Annotated in this window: 12 protein-coding genes; 10 read left to right on the plus strand and 2 right to left on the minus strand. The window is 53.5% G+C overall.

Features of this window, described 5'->3' with window-relative positions; genetic code table 11:
* Window positions 1-26: 26 nt before the first annotated feature.
* Window positions 27-872 carry an arabinose operon transcriptional regulator AraC gene (araC, locus tag FDX19_RS17825; RefSeq protein ID WP_137383742.1) on the minus strand — a complete coding sequence of 282 codons (846 nt, stop codon included), beginning with the start codon at window positions 870-872 and terminating at the stop codon, window positions 27-29.
* A 339-nt stretch (window positions 873-1,211) separates the two neighbouring features.
* Here araC and araB point away from each other — a divergent pair, with 339 nt between their 5' ends.
* From araB to rluA, 6 genes are all read left to right on the plus strand, one after another.
* Window positions 1,212-2,921, plus strand: coding sequence for a ribulokinase (gene araB, locus FDX19_RS17830; protein ID WP_137383743.1), 1,710 nt, complete (start codon window positions 1,212-1,214; stop codon window positions 2,919-2,921).
* 10 nt (window positions 2,922-2,931) lie between these two features.
* Window positions 2,932-4,434 (plus strand): L-arabinose isomerase, encoded by a 1,503-nt coding sequence (gene araA, locus FDX19_RS17835; protein ID WP_137383744.1) that lies wholly within the window; start codon window positions 2,932-2,934, stop codon window positions 4,432-4,434.
* Window positions 4,435-4,530: 96 nt separating this feature from the next.
* Window positions 4,531-5,226 (plus strand): L-ribulose-5-phosphate 4-epimerase, encoded by a 696-nt coding sequence (gene araD, locus FDX19_RS17840; RefSeq protein WP_137383745.1) that lies wholly within the window; start codon window positions 4,531-4,533, stop codon window positions 5,224-5,226.
* Between the two features lie 90 nt (window positions 5,227-5,316).
* Entirely contained in the window at window positions 5,317-7,668 is a 2,352-nt protein-coding gene (polB, locus tag FDX19_RS17845; protein WP_137383746.1) for a DNA polymerase II, read from the plus strand.
* Window positions 7,669-7,845: 177 nt separating this feature from the next.
* Window positions 7,846-10,752: an RNA polymerase-associated protein RapA gene (gene rapA / locus FDX19_RS17850; protein WP_137383747.1), complete on the plus strand. Its 2,907-nt coding sequence runs from the start codon at window positions 7,846-7,848 to the stop codon at window positions 10,750-10,752.
* Between the two features lie 11 nt (window positions 10,753-10,763).
* Window positions 10,764-11,423 (plus strand): bifunctional tRNA pseudouridine(32) synthase/23S rRNA pseudouridine(746) synthase RluA, encoded by a 660-nt coding sequence (gene rluA / locus FDX19_RS17855; RefSeq protein WP_137383748.1) that lies wholly within the window; start codon window positions 10,764-10,766, stop codon window positions 11,421-11,423.
* 84 nt (window positions 11,424-11,507) lie between these two features.
* Here rluA and djlA read toward each other — a convergent pair whose 3' ends face one another.
* On the minus strand, window positions 11,508-12,323 hold the full coding sequence (gene djlA / locus FDX19_RS17860) for a co-chaperone DjlA (RefSeq protein ID WP_137383749.1): 816 nt from the start codon (window positions 12,321-12,323) through the stop codon (window positions 11,508-11,510).
* A gap of 450 nt (window positions 12,324-12,773) precedes the next feature.
* On the opposite strand from djlA, the gene lptD reads away from it, so the two are divergent.
* Genes lptD through rsmA form a run of 4 tightly spaced genes read left to right on the plus strand, consistent with a single transcriptional unit; the run spans window position 12,774 to window position 18,280 of the window.
* A complete protein-coding gene (gene lptD, locus FDX19_RS17865) occupies window positions 12,774-15,134 on the plus strand; it encodes an LPS assembly protein LptD (RefSeq protein WP_137383750.1) in 2,361 nt (786 codons plus the stop codon).
* 53 nt (window positions 15,135-15,187) lie between these two features.
* Entirely contained in the window at window positions 15,188-16,474 is a 1,287-nt protein-coding gene (gene surA / locus FDX19_RS17870) for a peptidylprolyl isomerase SurA (protein ID WP_137383751.1), read from the plus strand.
* Complete coding sequence (gene pdxA / locus FDX19_RS17875) at window positions 16,474-17,466, plus strand: 4-hydroxythreonine-4-phosphate dehydrogenase PdxA (protein WP_137383752.1); 993 nt, start codon at window positions 16,474-16,476, stop codon at window positions 17,464-17,466. Before surA ends, pdxA begins: the two co-directional genes overlap by 1 nt.
* On the plus strand, window positions 17,459-18,280 hold the full coding sequence (gene rsmA / locus FDX19_RS17880; RefSeq protein WP_048212723.1) for a 16S rRNA (adenine(1518)-N(6)/adenine(1519)-N(6))-dimethyltransferase RsmA: 822 nt from the start codon (window positions 17,459-17,461) through the stop codon (window positions 18,278-18,280). Before pdxA ends, rsmA begins: the two co-directional genes overlap by 8 nt.
* The last annotated feature ends 2 nt before the right edge of the window (window positions 18,281-18,282 follow it).

The following is an 18,282-nucleotide window of genomic DNA, read 5'->3' on the forward strand; positions in this document are numbered from 1 at the left end:
AACTTTCAGGACACATCATTCACTTTTTATTCACATCCAGCGCGAAACTCACTCGGACTGGCACCGGTACATTTTTTGAAAACGCGGGAGAAATAGAGTTGGTCGTCAAAGCCAACATTGCGACCCACCGTGGCAATAGGCATACGTGTGGTGCTCAGCAATAACTTGGCCTGGCTGATACGCTGATCCTCGCGCCAGCTTAGTACACTAATTCCAAGCTGTTGGCGGAAGAGATGCGACAGCCGGGACGGCGACAGGCAGACGTGCTGCGCAACGCTGGCAATATCAAAATTACTGTCCGCCAGATGATCGCTGATGTACTGGCAGGCATCGCGCACGCGGTTATCCATCGGCGGATGCAGTGATTCGTTAATCGCGTCCATACGTCTGAGCAATAATTGCTCCAGCAGGTTTATCGCCAGCAGTTCGGAATAGCGTCCTTCCCCCTGTCCGGCATGAATGATTTGTCCAAACAGTTCGTTAAAATGCGGCTGGTGCGCCTCGTCCGGGCGGAAAAAACCGGTCTGGGCAAAGATTGCCGGCCAGGCCAGCCACTCCTGCCAGTAGGCACGTGGTCGGAAGTAGACCCACTGGTGGTACCATTCACTGGCATCGGGATGGCGTCCGTAGTGGTGAATCTCGCCGGGTGGGAACAGCAAAATATCGCCAGGTCGACAGACAAACTGCTTCCCCTGATTATTGATGACCCCTTCACCTCGGATGGTGAGGTTCAGGATATAACCTTTCATACCCAACGGCCTGTCGATAAAAAAATCCAGATACCCGTTCGCCTCAATGGGGGTTAAACCCGCCACCAAATGCGCATTAAACGAATACCCAGGCAGCAGGGGATCGTTTTGCGGTTCAGCCATAATTTCAATACTCCCTCTGTTCTGATAAGAAACAATTTGTCCATATTGTGTGAGACTTCATCACCGCCGTCCCTGCACGCCGCTATGACATCAGCAATGGACCATCAACCCCGCTTGTGAAAAGCACTTTGTTAAAAACCTGTACGATGCCAACGACAAAAACAGCTAACAAAAGTGTCTATAAGTACGGCAGAAATGTCCACATTGAATATTTGCACGGCGTCACACTTTCTAATGTCACAGCATTTTAGTCCATAAGATTAGCGGATCCTGCCTGACGGTTTTTATCCCCACTATCTACTGTTTATCCATACCCGTATTTTTGGATGGAGTAAGACGATGGCGATTGCAATTGGCCTCGATTTTGGTAGTGATTCAGTACGTGCTTTAGCGGTGGAATGTGCCACCGGCGCAGAAATCGCCACCAGCGTAGAGTGGTACCCGCGTTGGCAGGAAGGGCAATATTGCGACGGCCCAAACAATCAGTTTCGCCATCACCCGCGCGACTACATCGAATCCATGGAAGCGGCACTGAAAACCGTGCTGGCCGAACTGAGCGCTGAGCAACGTGCGGAAGTGGTCGGGATTGGCGTTGACAGCACCGGTTCGACTCCGGCACCCATTGATGCCGACGGCAACGTGCTGGCGCTGCGTCCTGAATTCGCTGACAACCCGAACGCCATGTTTGTGCTGTGGAAAGATCACACCGCAGTCGAAGAAGCTGAAGAAATTACCCGCCTGTGCCACACACCGGGCAAAGTCGATTACTCCCGTTATATCGGTGGCATTTATTCCAGCGAATGGTTTTGGGCAAAAATCCTGCACGTTACCCGTCAGGACAGCGCTGTCGCACAGGAAGCGGTCTCGTGGATTGAGCTGTGCGACTGGGTTCCAGCCCTGCTCTCGAATACCGTACGCCCGCAGGATATTCGCCGCGGACGCTGCAGCGCCGGACACAAATCACTGTGGCATGAAAGCTGGGGCGGACTGCCACCAGCCAGTTTCTTTGATGAACTCGATCCCGTCATCAACCGCCATCTGCAATACCCGATGTTTACCGACACCGTCACCGCTGACCTGCCGGTTGGCACCCTGTGCGCCGAGTGGGCACAGCGTCTGGGACTACCGGAAAGTGTCGTCATTTCAGGCGGTGCATTTGACTGCCATATGGGCGCCGTAGGCGCCGGTGCACAACCCAATACGCTGGTAAAAGTCATCGGCACCTCGACCTGCGACATTCTGATTGCCGACAAGCAAAGCGTGGGTGAACGCGCGGTGAAAGGGATTTGCGGCCAGGTTGATGGCAGCGTCGTCCCACACTTTATCGGCCTGGAAGCGGGTCAGTCTGCTTTCGGCGATATCTATGCCTGGTTTAGCCGTGTCTTGAGCTGGCCGCTGGATCAGCTTGCGGCACAACATCCGGAACTGAAAACCCAGATTAAAGCCAGCCAAAAACAGCTGCTGCCTGCACTGACCGAAGCGTGGGCAAAAAACCCATCGCTGGATCATTTGCCGGTGGTGCTTGACTGGTTCAATGGCCGCCGTACGCCAAACGCGAACCAGCGTCTGAAAGGGGTTATCACCGACCTGAACCTTGCGACCGATGCTCCGGCCCTGTTTGGTGGTCTGATTGCCGCCACGGCGTTTGGCGCACGCGCCATCATGGAATGCTTTACCGAACAAGGCATTGCGGTCAACAACGTCATGGCATTGGGCGGTATCGCGCGTAAAAACCCGGTCATCATGCAGACCTGCTGCGACGTGCTGAACCGTCCGCTACAAATCGTTGCTTCCGACCAGTGCTGCGCACTCGGTGCCGCAATCTTCGCCGCCGTTGCCGCTAAGGTCCACGCAGATATTCCCGCCGCCCAACAAAAAATGGCGAGCGCCGTAGAAAAGACGATGCAACCTCGCCCAGAACAGGCTCAACGTTTTGAACAGCTTTACCGCCGCTACCAGCAATGGGCAGTAAGCGCTGAACAACAATACCTTCCGACTGCCATGCCGGCGCAAAAAACACCGGTAAACCAGGCAACCCTGACACATTAAGGACACGACAATGACGATTTTTGATAACTATGAAGTGTGGTTTGTGATTGGTAGCCAGCATCTGTATGGCCCTGAAACACTGCGTCAGGTAACCCAACATGCCGAGCACGTCGTTAACGCACTGAATACTGAAGCTAAACTGCCCTGCAAACTGGTCTTAAAACCGCTGGGTACCTCGCCTGACGAAATCACCGCTATTTGTCGTGACGCCAACTATGACGATCGCTGCGCAGGGATGGTGGTCTGGCTGCATACCTTCTCCCCGGCCAAAATGTGGATCAACGGCCTGGCGATCCTCAATAAACCGCTGATGCAGTTCCACACCCAGTTTAACGCTGCTCTGCCATGGGACAGCATTGATATGGACTTTATGAACCTGAACCAGACCGCGCACGGCGGCCGTGAGTTCGGTTTCATCGGCGCGCGTATGCGTCAGCAGCATGCCGTGGTCACCGGTCACTGGCAGGATAAACAGGCACACGAACGTATCGGTTCCTGGATGCGCCAGGCCGTCTCCAAACAGGACACCCGTCACCTGAAAGTGTGCCGCTTTGGCGACAATATGCGTGAGGTTGCGGTCACTGACGGCGATAAAGTGGCGGCGCAAATTAAATTCGGCTTTTCAGTAAATACCTGGGCCGTGGGCGATCTGGTACAGGTGGTGAACGCAATCAGCGACGGCGAAATCAACGCGCTGATCGACGAGTACGAAAGCACCTACACCATGACAGCGGCCACTCAGATCCACGGTGACAAACGTCAAAACGTGCTGGAAGCGGCGCGTATTGAACTCGGCATGAAGCGTTTCCTGGAACAGGGCGGATTCCACGCCTTTACGACAACATTCGAAGATTTGCACGGCCTGAAACAACTTCCGGGTCTGGCCGTACAGCGTCTGATGCAGCAGGGCTACGGCTTTGCGGGCGAAGGCGACTGGAAAACTGCCGCTCTGCTTCGCATCATGAAGGTGATGTCAACCGGTCTGCAGGGCGGCACCTCATTTATGGAGGATTACACCTACCACTTCGAGAAGGGCAACGATCTGGTGCTCGGCTCGCACATGCTGGAAGTGTGCCCGTCTATCGCGGTGGAAGAGAAACCGATCCTCGACGTACAACACCTCGGCATTGGTGGTAAAGACGATCCAGCCCGCCTGATCTTCAATACTAAAACCGGCCCTGCTGTTGTTGCCAGCCTGATCGATCTCGGCGATCGCTATCGTCTGCTGGTTAACTGCATCGACACGGTGCAAACGCCGCACGACCTGCCGAAACTGCCGGTGGCAAACGCACTGTGGAAAGCCCAGCCGGATCTACCAACCGCATCTGAAGCCTGGATCCTCGCCGGCGGCGCACATCACACCGTCTTTAGCCACGCGTTGGATCTGAACGATATGCGTCAGTTTGCTGAAATGCACGATATCGAGATCGCAGTGATCGATAACGACACCCGCCTGCCGGCCTTTAAGGACGCGCTGCGCTGGAACGAAGTGTATTACGGGTTCAAACGTTAATTGTCGAAACGGATTGCCCGGTGGCACTTCGTTTACCGGGCCTGCAAACCGCTGTAGGCCGGATAAGCGAACACTATCCGGCATTCAGGAGTTAACATGTTAGAAGATCTTAAACGTCAGGTACTGGAAGCCAATCTGGCGCTGCCTAAGCACAATCTGGTCACCCTGACCTGGGGCAACGTTAGCGCCGTCGATCGCAAACGCGGCGTATTTGTGATTAAACCATCCGGTGTCGATTACAGCGTCATGACTGCCGACGATATGGTCGTTGTCAGTATCGCAACAGGCGAAGTGGTGGAAGGCCAGAAAAAACCCTCTTCTGATACACCAACGCACCGTCTGCTATACCAGGCATTCCCGACGATTGGCGGCATTGTTCACACCCATTCTCGTCACGCAACCATCTGGGCGCAGGCGGGCCAGTCAATCCCGGCCACGGGTACAACGCATGCGGACTATTTCTATGGCGCCATCCCCTGCACGCGAAAAATGACCGATGCAGAAATTAACGGTGAATACGAGTGGGAAACCGGGAATGTGATTGTCGAAACCTTTGAGAAACAAGGGATTGACGCAGCACAGATGCCTGGCGTATTGGTGCATTCTCACGGTCCGTTTGCGTGGGGAAAAAATGCCGAGGATGCAGTACATAACGCGATTGTGCTGGAAGAAGTCGCCTATATGGGCATCTTCTGTCGCCAACTCGCACCGCAGTTACCGGATATGCAACAAACGTTGCTGGATAAACATTACTTGCGTAAACATGGCGCTAAAGCGTATTACGGACAGTAACCACTGTCGAACATGACAACTGTATAAAATCACAGCCAATCTATCAGAACCAGGCTATAATAATGCCTGGTTTTTTGACGGATACGCAGCGTGGCGCAGGCTGGTTTTATTTTAACCCGACACTGGCGGGATACCCCGCAGGGGACAGAGGTTTCATTCTGGCTGGCAACAGACAATGGGCCACTGCGGGTTACGCTTGCGCCACAGGAATCCGTCGCGTTTGTCCCCACACACCAGACGCCTCGCATAACGTCATTATTACGTACAGAGAACGGCTATCGTCTGACGCCACTTCAGTTACAAGATTTCCACCGCCAGCCCGTTTCGGGCCTGTATTGCCGTTCGCACCGCCAGCTTATGCGGCTGGAAAAACTGCTGCGTGAAAATGGTGTGACGGTTTACGAGGCCGATGTGCGTCCACCAGAACGTTATCTGATGGAACGCTTTATTACCTCCCCGGTTTGGGTCGAAGGCGACAAGCATGACGGAACGCTGATTAATGCGCGGCTGAAGCCGAACCCGGACTACCGACCACCGTTAAAATGGGTATCGCTGGATATCGAAACAACGCGTCACGGCGAGCTGTACTGCATTGGCCTTGAAGGTTGCGGGCAGCGTAATGTCTATATGCTCGGCCCGCCGAATGGCGATGCCTCCCGGCTAGATTTTGAACTTGAGTACGTCGCCAGCCGCCCGCTGTTGCTGGAAAAACTTAACGACTGGATTGCCTGTCACGATCCCGATGTGATAATCGGTTGGAACGTGGTGCAGTTCGATTTACGCGTCCTGCAAAATCATGCTGAACGTTATCGTATCCCACTGCGTTTTGGTCGCGACAACAGCGAACTGGAGTGGCGTGAACACGGTTTTAAAAACGGTGTTTTTTTCGCGCAGGCCAAAGGGCGTCTGATTATTGACGGCATTGAGGCACTCAAATCCGCATTCTGGAATTTCTCGTCATTCTCGCTGGAAACGGTATCGCAGGAACTCCTTGGCGAAGGGAAGTCGATCGATAATCCCTGGGACAGAATGGACGAAATTGACCGCCGTTTTGCTCAGGATAAGCCCGCTCTTGCCACTTACAACCTCAAAGACTGTGAGCTGGTCACGCGTATTTTTCATAAAACCGAGATCATGCCGTTTCTGCTGGAACGTTCGACGGTAAACGGTCTGCCTGCCGACCGGCACGGCGGTTCGGTTGCCGCTTTCGGACACCTCTACTTGCCGCGGATGCACCGCGCCGGTTACGTTGCGCCCAATCTGGGGGAAGTTCCCCCTCATGCCAGCCCCGGCGGCTACGTGATGGACTCGCGCCCGGGTTTGTACGACTCTGTATTAGTGCTGGATTACAAAAGCCTGTATCCCTCAATTATCCGTACTTTCTTGATCGACCCCGTGGGACTTATTGAAGGGATGGCACATCCGGACCCGTTGTACAGCACCGAAGGGTTCCTCGACGCGTGGTTCTCCCGCGAAAAGCACTGCCTGCCGGAGATTGTTACCCAAATCTGGCACGGGCGCGACGAAGCGAAACGCCACGGCAATAAACCGCTCTCGCAGGCGCTAAAAATCATCATGAATGCGTTTTATGGCGTACTTGGCACCACAGCTTGTCGCTTCTTTGATCCGCGGCTGGCCTCGTCGATCACCATGCGCGGCCATGCGATCATGCGCCAGACTAAAGCGCTGATAGAAGCACAGGGTTACGATGTCATCTATGGCGATACTGACTCGACCTTTGTCTGGCTCAAAGGTGCGCACACGGAAGAGAATGCCGCCAGAATTGGTCGTGAGTTGGTGAGCTATGTCAATAACTGGTGGGCGCAATCGCTGAAGCAGCAAAATCTGACCAGCGCGCTGGAATTGGAGTTTGAAACCCATTTTTGTCGCTTCCTAATGCCGACCATTCGCGGTGCCGATACCGGCAGCAAAAAACGCTACGCCGGGATGATTCAGGATGGTGCTGAGCAACGAATGGTGTTTAAGGGACTGGAAACGGTACGAACCGACTGGACACCGCTGGCCCAGCAGTTTCAGCAGGAGTTGTACCTGCGAATTTTTCGTAACGAGCCCTATCAGGAGTTCGTTCGCGAGACTATCAGCCGTCTGATGGCGGGTGAACTGGATGAACAACTGGTGTACCGTAAGCGTCTGCGCCGCCCGTTGAGCGAATATCAGCGGAATGTTCCGCCGCACGTTCGCGCCGCACGTCTCGCCGATGAGCAGAATGTCAAACTGGGGCGTCCGCCGCAGTATCAGAATCGTGGAACGATTAAATATGTCTGGACGACAAATGGCCCAGAACCTGTTGATTATCAGCAATCTGCACTCGATTACGAGCACTATCTGACTCGCCAAATCCAGCCGGTTGCCGAGGGAATTCTTCCCTTTATTGATGATAATTTTGCTACACTACTCACAGGACAACTGGGGTTATTTTGACGCGTGACGAAACCGCCGCCATCCAGTACCATAGCGCCCTTTCCATTCCTGGACCCATTTAACACCACTACCACTGATTTATTAGCCTGGTAGCGGGGTCGTATGCTCTCAAAACCTCGGGCTAGCCCGAAAAATGACGAGCATTGCCTGCAATTAAAGATATAGAGCCGAACACATATGCCTTTTACACTTGGTCAACGCTGGATCAGCGATACAGAAAGCGAATTGGGACTTGGTACCGTTGTCGCCATGGATGCGCGAACCGTCACTTTACTTTTCTCATCGACGGGCGAAAACCGTCTGTATGCGCGCAGTGATTCCCCCGTGACCCGCGTGATGTTCAATCCTGGCGATACGATAACAAGCCATGAAGGCTGGCAACTGCATGTCGATGAAGTAAAAGAAGAAAACGGCCTGCTTGCTTATATCGGAACTCGCCTCGATACCGAAGAAACTGGCGTCATGCTGCGTGAAGTGCTGCTCGACAGCAAGCTGGTGTTCAGTAAACCGCAGGATCGCCTGTTTGCTGGCCAGATTGACCGTATGGACCGCTTCGCACTGCGCTATCGTGCGCGTAAATTTCAAAGCGAGCAGTACCGCATGCCGTGGAGTGGCCTGCGCGGTCAGCGCACCAGCCTGATCCCACACCAGCTTAACATCGCCCACGATGTCGGCCGCCGCCATGCGCCTCGCGTGTTACTGGCAGACGAAGTTGGCCTAGGCAAAACCATTGAAGCCGGGATGATCCTGCATCAGCAACTGCTGTCTGGTGCTGCCGAGCGCGTACTGATCATCGTTCCTGAAACTTTACAGCACCAGTGGCTGGTCGAAATGCTGCGCCGTTTCAACCTGCGTTTCGCGCTGTTCGATGACGAACGCTATGCAGAAGCGCAGCACGACGCCTACAACCCGTTTGAAACTGAGCAACTGGTTATCTGCTCTCTGGACTTTGCCCGTCGTAGTAAACAACGTCTGGAGCATCTGTGTGATGCGGAATGGGACCTGTTGATTGTCGATGAAGCCCATCACCTGGTATGGAGCGAAGATGCGCCCAGCCGCGAGTATATGGCCATTGAACAGCTGGCAGAGCGCGTGCCGGGTATCCTGCTGCTGACCGCAACGCCGGAACAACTCGGCATGGAAAGTCACTTTGCGCGTTTGCGCCTGCTGGACCCAAGCCGCTTCCACGATTTTGCCCAGTTCGTTGAAGAACAAAAAAATTATCGCCCGGTTGCCGATGCGGTTGCCATGCTGCTGGCTGGCAACAAGCTGAGTAACGATGAGCTAAACATGCTCGGCGACATGATTGGCGAACAGGATATTGAGCCGCTATTACAGGCTGCGAACAGTGACAGTGATGACGCCCAAAGCGCGCGTCAGGAACTGGTTTCGATGCTGATGGACAGACACGGCACCAGCCGCGTGCTGTTCCGTAACACCCGTAATGGTGTGAAAGGCTTCCCGAAACGCGAACTGCATACCATCAAGCTGCCGCTGCCAACCCAATACCAGACAGCCATCAAAGTATCGGGCATTATGGGCGCACGTAAGAGCGCGGAAGATCGCGCTCGCGACATGCTCTACCCGGAACAGATTTATCAGGAATTTGAAGGTGATACCGGTACCTGGTGGAACTTTGATCCGCGCGTTGAATGGCTGATGGGTTACCTGACCAGCCACCGTTCACAGAAAGTACTGGTGATCTGCGCGAAGGCCACCACCGCGTTGCAACTTGAGCAAGTGCTGCGCGAGCGCGAAGGTATCCGCGCCGCCGTGTTCCATGAAGGGATGTCGATCATTGAGCGCGACCGTGCTGCGGCCTGGTTTAGCGAAGAAGATAGCGGTGCCCAGGTGATGCTGTGTTCTGAAATCGGCTCAGAAGGCCGTAACTTCCAGTTCGCCAGCAATCTGGTGATGTTTGACCTGCCGTTTAACCCGGATCTGCTGGAACAACGTATCGGCCGTCTGGATCGTATTGGCCAGGCGCATGATATTCAAATCCACGTCCCTTATCTGGAAAAAACCGCGCAGTCCGTGCTGGTGCGTTGGTACCACGAAGGTCTGGATGCGTTCGAACACACCTGCCCGACCGGTCGTACCATCTATGATACGGTTTATAACCATCTGATCGGCTACCTGGCTGAGCCTGAAAATACCGATGGATTTGACGATCTGATCAAAACCTGTCGCGAACAACACGACGCACTGAAAGCACAGCTGGAGCAAGGGCGTGACCGTCTGCTGGAGATCCACTCTAACGGTGGTGAAAAAGCTCAGCAGCTTACTGAAAGTATTGAAGAACAGGACGACGATACCAGTCTGATCGCCTTCGCCATGAACCTGTTTGATATCGTTGGTATTAATCAGGATGACCGTGGCGACAATTTGATCGTGCTGACGCCGTCCGATCACATGCTGGTGCCTGATTTCCCAGGACTGCCGGAAGATGGCTGCACCATTACGTTTGAGCGTGATGTCGCTCTGTCGCGTGAAGACGCGCAGTTTATTACCTGGGAACATCCACTGATCCGCAACGGCCTGGATCTTATCCTCTCCGGCGACACCGGCAGCAGCACCATTTCGTTGCTGAAAAACAAAGCATTACCGGTCGGCACTCTGCTGGTTGAACTGGTCTACGTTGTTGAAGCGCAAGCGCCAAAACAGTTGCAGTTAAACCGCTTCCTGCCGCCAACGCCGGTACGCATGCTGCTGGATAAAAACGGCAATAACCTTGCCGCCCAGGTTGAATTCGAAACCTTTAACCGTCAGCTCAGCGCCGTTAACCGCCACACCGGCAGCAAACTGGTCAACGCCGTGCAGCAGGATGTTCATGCCATTCTGCAACTCGGTGAAGCGCAGGTAGAAAAATCGGCCCGAGCGCTGATCGATGCTGCACGTAAAGAAGCAGATGAGAAACTGACTGCGGAACTGTCGCGCCTCGAAGCGCTACGAGCCGTGAACCCGAACATCCGTGATGACGAGCTTGCAGCCATAGAAAGCAACCGTCAGCAGGTGATGGAAAGCCTCGATCAGGCTGGCTGGCGACTGGATGCGCTACGCCTGATCGTCGTGACGCATCAGTAACGGAGCTGAAAATGGGGATGGAAAACTACAATCCGCCGCAGGAACCCTGGTTGGTTATCCTGTACCAGGATGAGCACATTATGGTGGTCAACAAGCCAAGCGGCTTGTTGTCCGTACCGGGTCGCCTGGATGAGCACAAAGACAGCGTGATGACACGTATTCAGCGCGATTATCCACAAGCCGAATCCGTACATCGTCTGGATATGGCCACCAGCGGCGTGATTGTAGTAGCGCTGACCAAAGCAGCAGAGCGCGAACTTAAACGCCAGTTTCGCGAGCGTGAGCCGAAGAAGCAGTACGTGGCGCGGGTGTGGGGACATCCCGCACCTGCCGAGGGCCTGGTTGATTTACCACTGATTTGTGACTGGCCCAACCGGCCAAAGCAAAAGGTGTGTTATGAGACCGGAAAATCCGCGCAAACAGAATACGAAGTTGTGGAGTTTGCCGCGGATAATACCGCCCGGGTCGTGCTCAAACCCATTACTGGACGTTCCCATCAGCTACGCGTGCATATGCTGGCGTTAGGACATCCGATTCTGGGTGACCGCTTCTATGCGCCACCGGAGGCGCTGGCAATGGCACCGAGACTGCTGCTGCATGCAGAGATGTTAACCATCACCCATCCCGAATACGGCAACAGTATGACGTTTAAAGTCCCGGCGGATTTTTAAATTCAGTTCCCATTTATGCCGGGGGAGCTTCGCTTGCCCGGCCTACAGTTATTAACGTAGGCCGGATAAGGCGCGGCATAACGATTATTTAAAGCCTTTCTGTTCTTTAATTAGCTCGTAAGCTTTTTGAATTTCCTGCGCTTTTTGCTTCGCCATTTCCATCATTTCTGGCGGCAGGCCTTTTGCGACCAGCTTGTCCGGATGGTGCTCGCTCATCAGTTTACGATAGGCGCGCTTAATGGTGGTTGCATCATCTGTTGCTTTTACCCCCAACACGTTACAGGCATCTTCCAGCGTGGGTCCGCGTTGCGCCTGCTGCCAGCCGCCGCCCGCAGATTGCTGTTGATATCCGCTGCCAAACTGCGCACCACCCTGCATCATACGCAGGAACTGATCAAACTGGGTACGCGAAATCCCCAGTTCTTCAGCGATGACGTACAGCACTTCACGCTCGTTAGGATGCAGAGAACCATCGGCAAACGCGGCCTGAATTTGAATTTCCAGAAACATGCGGATCAGATCGAAGCGGCCAAAACAGACGCTACGAAACTGACGCATCTTTTCACGTAATGGGTAATTGTCTGATTTTCCCACGCGGAAAGCATGCTGCGCCGCAGTACGCGAATCACCGTGCAAATTCATGCGGTCCATTAACTGGCTGGCGATATGAATATCCGCCTCAGTAACACGTCCCTTGGATTTAGTCAGATGCCCCATCACCTCAAAAGTGGTGGCAAAAAACAGCGCCTGACGCTCTCGTTGGTTGGCGAACCATGCCATTTTGCGCATGCGGGCTTTGTCGAACATATGGCCAACTAACAGGCCTAACACCACACCCCAGAAGCCGCCGCCCATCATTAAGGCCACGGCCACACCAATAATCTTTCCCCAATACTGCATACATTCCCCAAATCTTTATGCTCTTGGCCAGGCTATGTCCCACAATATAAGGTGCTTTTACCGTTTTACGGCTGCGGTCAATTGTGGGACATCGCCTATAATTTGCATTATCATACCTGTCATTCAATGCCGTGCCTAACACCACAAACGCTATACCCGTTGGATTTCGAGTTACGACAAGGCGACTACGCAGGGACAAATTCGTCTGGAACGAATTTGCACAACTGCAGACAGCCTCCAAAGAGGGTTCAAGATGGCCCTCACGGCATCCCCTGGCGCTTTACAGTGCAGGTAACTGGGGAAAACGAGGAAGACAACGAATATGCAGCTTGAAAGGTGGCGGGTATAAAATGGGCAGGATTAATACTAGCGAAGTGAAGATGAGATAAGTTAGGCTGTGACCGTTTGTCACGCGCGACGCTACTGATGATGGAACAATAAATACAACGTATGAAAAAACGTATTCCCACTCTTCTGGCCACCATGATTGCCACCGCCCTCTATAGTCAACAGGGTCTGGCAGCCGATCTCGCCTCACAATGCATGTTGGGCGTGCCAAGCTACAACCGTCCTCTGGTGCAGGGCGATACCAATGAGTTACCTGTCACCATCAATGCCGATCACGCGAAAGGGAACTACCCTGATGACGCCGTGTTTACCGGCAACGTGGATATTGCGCAGGGTAACAGCCGCCTACAAGCCGACGAAGTGCAACTTCATCAGAAGCAGGCCGAAGGTCAACCCGCTCCCGTTCGTACCGTCGATGCGCTGGGCAACGTCCATTATGATGACAACCAGGTCATTCTGAAGGGACCAAAGGGTTGGGCAAACCTGAATACGAAAGACACCAACGTCTGGGAAGGTGACTACCAGATGGTGGGACGCCAGGGGCGCGGGAAAGCGGACCTGATGAAACAGCGCGGTGAGAATCGCTATACCATTCTGGAAAACGGCAGTTTTACCTCCTGTCTTCCGGGTTCCAATACCTGGAGCGTCGTCGGTAGTGAAGTGATCCATGACCGTGAAGAACAGGTCGCTGAAATCTGGAACGCCCGTTTTAAACTGGGCCCGGTTCCGGTGTTTTACAGCCCCTATTTGCAGCTACCTGTCGGCGATAAGCGCCGTTCCGGTTTCTTGATCCCGAACGCAAAATACTCCACCAAGAACTATTTTGAGTTCTACCTGCCGTATTACTGGAATATCGCGCCCAACATGGACGCCACCATTACGCCGCATTATATGCATCGCCGTGGCGGCGTGATGTGGGAGAACGAATTCCGTTACCTGACCCAGGCGGGCGCAGGTCTGATGGAACTCGACTACCTGAATTCCGACCGGGTCTACGACGACGAACATCCGAATGATGATAATTCACGCCGCTGGCTGTTTTACTGGCAACACGCCGGTGTGATGGACCAGGTGTGGCGTTTCAACGTCGACTATACCAAAGTCAGCGACTCCAGCTACTTTAATGATTTTGACAATAAGTACGGTTCCAGTACCGACGGTTATGCGACACAGAAATTCAGCGTCGGCTATGCGGTGCAAAACTTTGATGCAACGCTCTCAACTAAACAATTCCAGGTCTTTGACGATCAGAACAACAGCAGTTATTCCGCTCAGCCACAGTTAGACGTCAACTTCTATCAGAATGACGTTGGTCCATTTGATACCCGTATTTATGGACAGGCGGTGCATTTCGTCAATACCAATGACGACATGCCAGAAGCGACGCGTGTTCACCTTGAGCCGACCATCAACCTGCCGCTATCCAATCAGTGGGGGAGTATCAACACTGAAGCGAAACTGATGGCGACGCACTACCAGCAGACCAATCTGGACTGGTATAACAACAATCCGAGTAACGTAAATAAACTCGACGATTCCGCTAACCGCGTCATGCCGCAGTTCAAAGTTGACGGTAAGCTGGTCTTCGAACGTGATATGGAAATGCTGGCGCCAGGCTATACCCAGACACTGGAGCCGCGTGCGCAGTATTTATATGTGCCGTATCGCAACCAAAGTCATATCTATAACTATGACTCTTCCCTGCTGCAATCTGACTACAGCGGCCTGTTCCGTGACCGCACCTATGGCGGCCTGGACCGTATTGCCTCCGCAAACCAGGTAACGACAGGTGTCACATCTCGCGTTTATGATGACGCGGCCATTGAACGTTTTAATATTTCTGTGGGTCAAATCTACTATTTCACCGAGTCTCGCACTGGCGATGACAACATTAAATGGGAGAATGACGACAAAACCGGTTCACTGGTATGGGCTGGCGATACCTACTGGCGCATCTCCGATCGTTGGGGTTTACGCAGTGGGATACAATACGACACACGTCTGGACAGTATCGCCACCAGCAGCAGCAGCATCGAGTACCGTCGCGACGAAAACCGTATGCTGCAGTTGAACTACCGCTATGCCAGCCCGGAATATATCCAGGCGACCCTGCCGTCGTATTACTCTACGGCAGATCAGTATAAAAACGGGATTTCTCAGGTGGGTGCAGTGGCGAGCGTGCCGATCGCTGAGCGTTGGTCAATCGTCGGAGCTTACTACTTCGATACCAATGTGAACAAAGTGGCGGATTCCATGCTGGGCCTGCAGTACAACTCCTGCTGTTATGCCATTCGCGTCGGCTACGAACGTAAGCTGAATGGTTGGGATGACACCCAGAAACACGCGGTATATGACAACTCGATCGGCTTTAATATCGAACTGCGCGGCCTGAGCTCTAACTATGGCCTTGGCACCAACCAGATGCTGCGTTCGAACATTTTGCCGTATCAAAGCTCTTTATGATCTGATTGATTTACAACGTAATCCGCATTGCGGTTAATTGAAATGGAAAAAGTATGAAGAACTGGAAAACGCTGCTTCTCGGTATCGCCATGGTCGCGAATACCAGTTTCGCTGCCCCACAGGTAGTCGATAAAGTCGCAGCCGTCGTCAATAACGGCGTCGTTCTGGAAAGCGACGTCGATGGCTTAATGCAGTCAGTAAAACTGAATGCGGGTCAGGCAGGTCAGCAATTACCGGACGATGCCACGCTGCGTCATCAGATCCTGGAACGTTTGATCATGGATCAAATCGTTCTGCAGATGGGTCAGAAGATGGGCGTAAAAATCTCTGATGAGCAGTTGGATCAGGCCATCGCCAACATTGCCAAACAGAACAATATGACGCTGGATCAAATGCGCAGCCGTCTGGCTCAGGATGGTCTGAGTTATTCGACCTATCGCAACCAGATCCGTAAAGAGATGACCATCTCTGAAGTGCGTAATAATGAAGTTCGCCGTCGCGTCACGATCCTGCCACAGGAAGTTGATGCCCTGGCGCAGCAAGTTGGCAACCAAAATGATGCCAGCACTGAGCTGAACCTGAGCCACATTTTGATTCCATTACCGGAAAACCCAACGTCAGATCAGGTTAACCAGGCGGAAAGCCAGGCGCGTTCTGTGGTTGATGAAGCGCGTAGCGGTAGCGATTTTGGCAAGCTGGCCATCACCTATTCTGCTGACCAGCAGGCGCTGAAAGGCGGCCAGATGGGCTGGGGACGTATTCAGGAACTGCCAGGTATCTTTGCTCAGGCGTTAAGCACCGCGAAAAAAGGCGATATCATTGGCCCAATTCGTTCAGGTGTCGGCTTCCATATTCTGAAAGTCAACGACATGCGTGGCCAGAGCCAGAGCGTCTCCGTGACTGAAGTTCATGCCCGCCATATTCTGCTGAAACCGTCGCCGATCATGACCGATCAACAGGCTCGCCTGAAACTGGAACAAATTGCAGCTGATATTAAGAGCGGTAAAACGACCTTTGCAGCAGCAGCAAAAGAGTTCTCTCAGGATCCGGGTTCAGCAAACCAGGGCGGTGACCTGGGTTGGGCTGCAGCCGATATTTTCGATCCTGCTTTCCGCGATGCGCTGACCCGCCTGAACAAGGGTCAGATGAGCACGCCGGTGCACTCTTCCTTCGGCTGGCATCTGATCGAGCTGCTGGATACGCGTAATGTTGATAAAACTGACGCGGCACAGAAAGACAGAGCTTATCGCATGCTGATGAACCGTAAATTCTCGGAAGAAGCAGCGACCTGGATGCAGGAACAGCGCGCCAGTGCGTACGTTAAAATTCTGAGCAACTAATGACTCGAACTCAACGTGTTGTGATCACTCCCGGCGAACCAGCCGGGATTGGTCCGGACCTTGTGGTCCAGCTTGCACAGCGCGAGTGGCCGGTAGAACTCGTTGTTTGTGCTGATGCCACGCTACTCCGTGACCGGGCAGCCATGCTCGGTTTACCGCTCTCGCTCCTTCCCTACTCTCCAGATATCCCAGCCCAACCACAATCAGCCGGTACGCTGACGCTATTACCGGTTGCGCTGCGCGCACCTGTCGTCGCGGGTCAACTGACGGTAGAGAATGGGCAATATGTGGTCGACACGCTGGCTCGCGCCTGCGATGGTTGTCTACAGGGCGAGTTTGCGGCGCTGATAACCGGCCCCGTTCACAAAGGCGTGATCAATGACGCTGGCGTGCCGTTTACCGGGCATACTGAGTTTTTTGAAGACCGCTCACAGGCGAAGAAAGTCGTGATGATGCTGGCGACGGAAGAGCTGCGTGTTGCTCTGGCGACCACACATCTGCCGCTTAAAGCCGTTGCTGACGCCATTACCCCGGCATTATTGCGGGAAGTGATCGGCATTCTGCATCATGATTTACGCACCAAATTTGGCCTGAACGATCCGCATATTCTGGTTTGCGGCTTGAACCCGCATGCGGGAGAAGGCGGTCATATGGGGACGGAAGAAATAGACACCATCATCCCGGTACTGGATGAACTGCGTGCGCAGGGGATGAAATTAAACGGTCCACTGCCTGCAGATACCCTGTTTCAGCCCAAATATCTCGACCACGCGGATGCCGTGCTGGCAATGTACCACGATCAGGGCCTCCCCGTGCTAAAATACCAGGGATTTGGTCGCGGAGTGAATATCACGCTGGGCCTACCCTTTATTCGCACATCCGTTGATCACGGCACCGCACTTGAACTGGCGGGTCGTGGGCAAGCAGATGTCGGCAGTTTTATTACGGCGCTTAACCTCGCCATCAAAATGATTGTTAATACCAATGAATAATCGAGTCCATCAGGGCCATTTAGCCCGTAAACGTTTCGGGCAAAACTTCCTCAACGATCAGTTTGTGATCGAAAGTATTGTCTCTGCTATCAACCCGCAAAAGGGTCAGGCAATGGTCGAAATCGGCCCGGGCCTTGCTGCATTGACCGAGCCAGTAGGCGAACGTCTGGACAAGCTCACGGTCATCGAACTGGACCGCGATCTGGCTGCACGTCTGCAAACACACCCGTTTTTAGGGCCAAAGCTGACTATTTATCAGCAAGATGCCATGACCATGAACTTCGGTGAGCTATCACAAACGATGGGTCAGCCGCTGCGCGTATTTGGCAACCTGCCGTACAACATCTCCACACCGCTGATGTTCCATCTTTTTACCTATACTGATGCCATTGCCGACATGCATTTCATGTTGCAAAAAGAGGTGGTCAATCGTCTGGTTGCAGGGCCAAACAGTAAAGCGTATGGTCGATTAAGCGTCATGGCGCAATATTACTGCAATGTGATCCCGGTGCTCGAAGTTCCACCGTCGGCTTTCACACCAGCACCGAAAGTAGATTCCGCCGTTGTACGCCTGGTCCCTCACGCGACGATGCCGTACCCGGTTAAAGATGTTCGCGTCCTGAGCCGCATTACCACCGAAGCGTTTAATCAGCGCCGTAAAACGGTACGTAACAGCCTCGGTAATCTGTTCAGCGTTGAAGTGCTGACAGAGTTGGGCATTGACCCGGCAATGCGAGCGGAAAATATCTCTGTCGCGCAATACTGCCGGATGGCTAACTATCTGTCAGAAAACGCGCCTTCGAAGGAGAGTTAAGC

It is taken from the genome of Citrobacter sp. wls619, from assembly GCF_005281345.1.
GTDB lineage: Bacteria > Pseudomonadota > Gammaproteobacteria > Enterobacterales > Enterobacteriaceae > Citrobacter.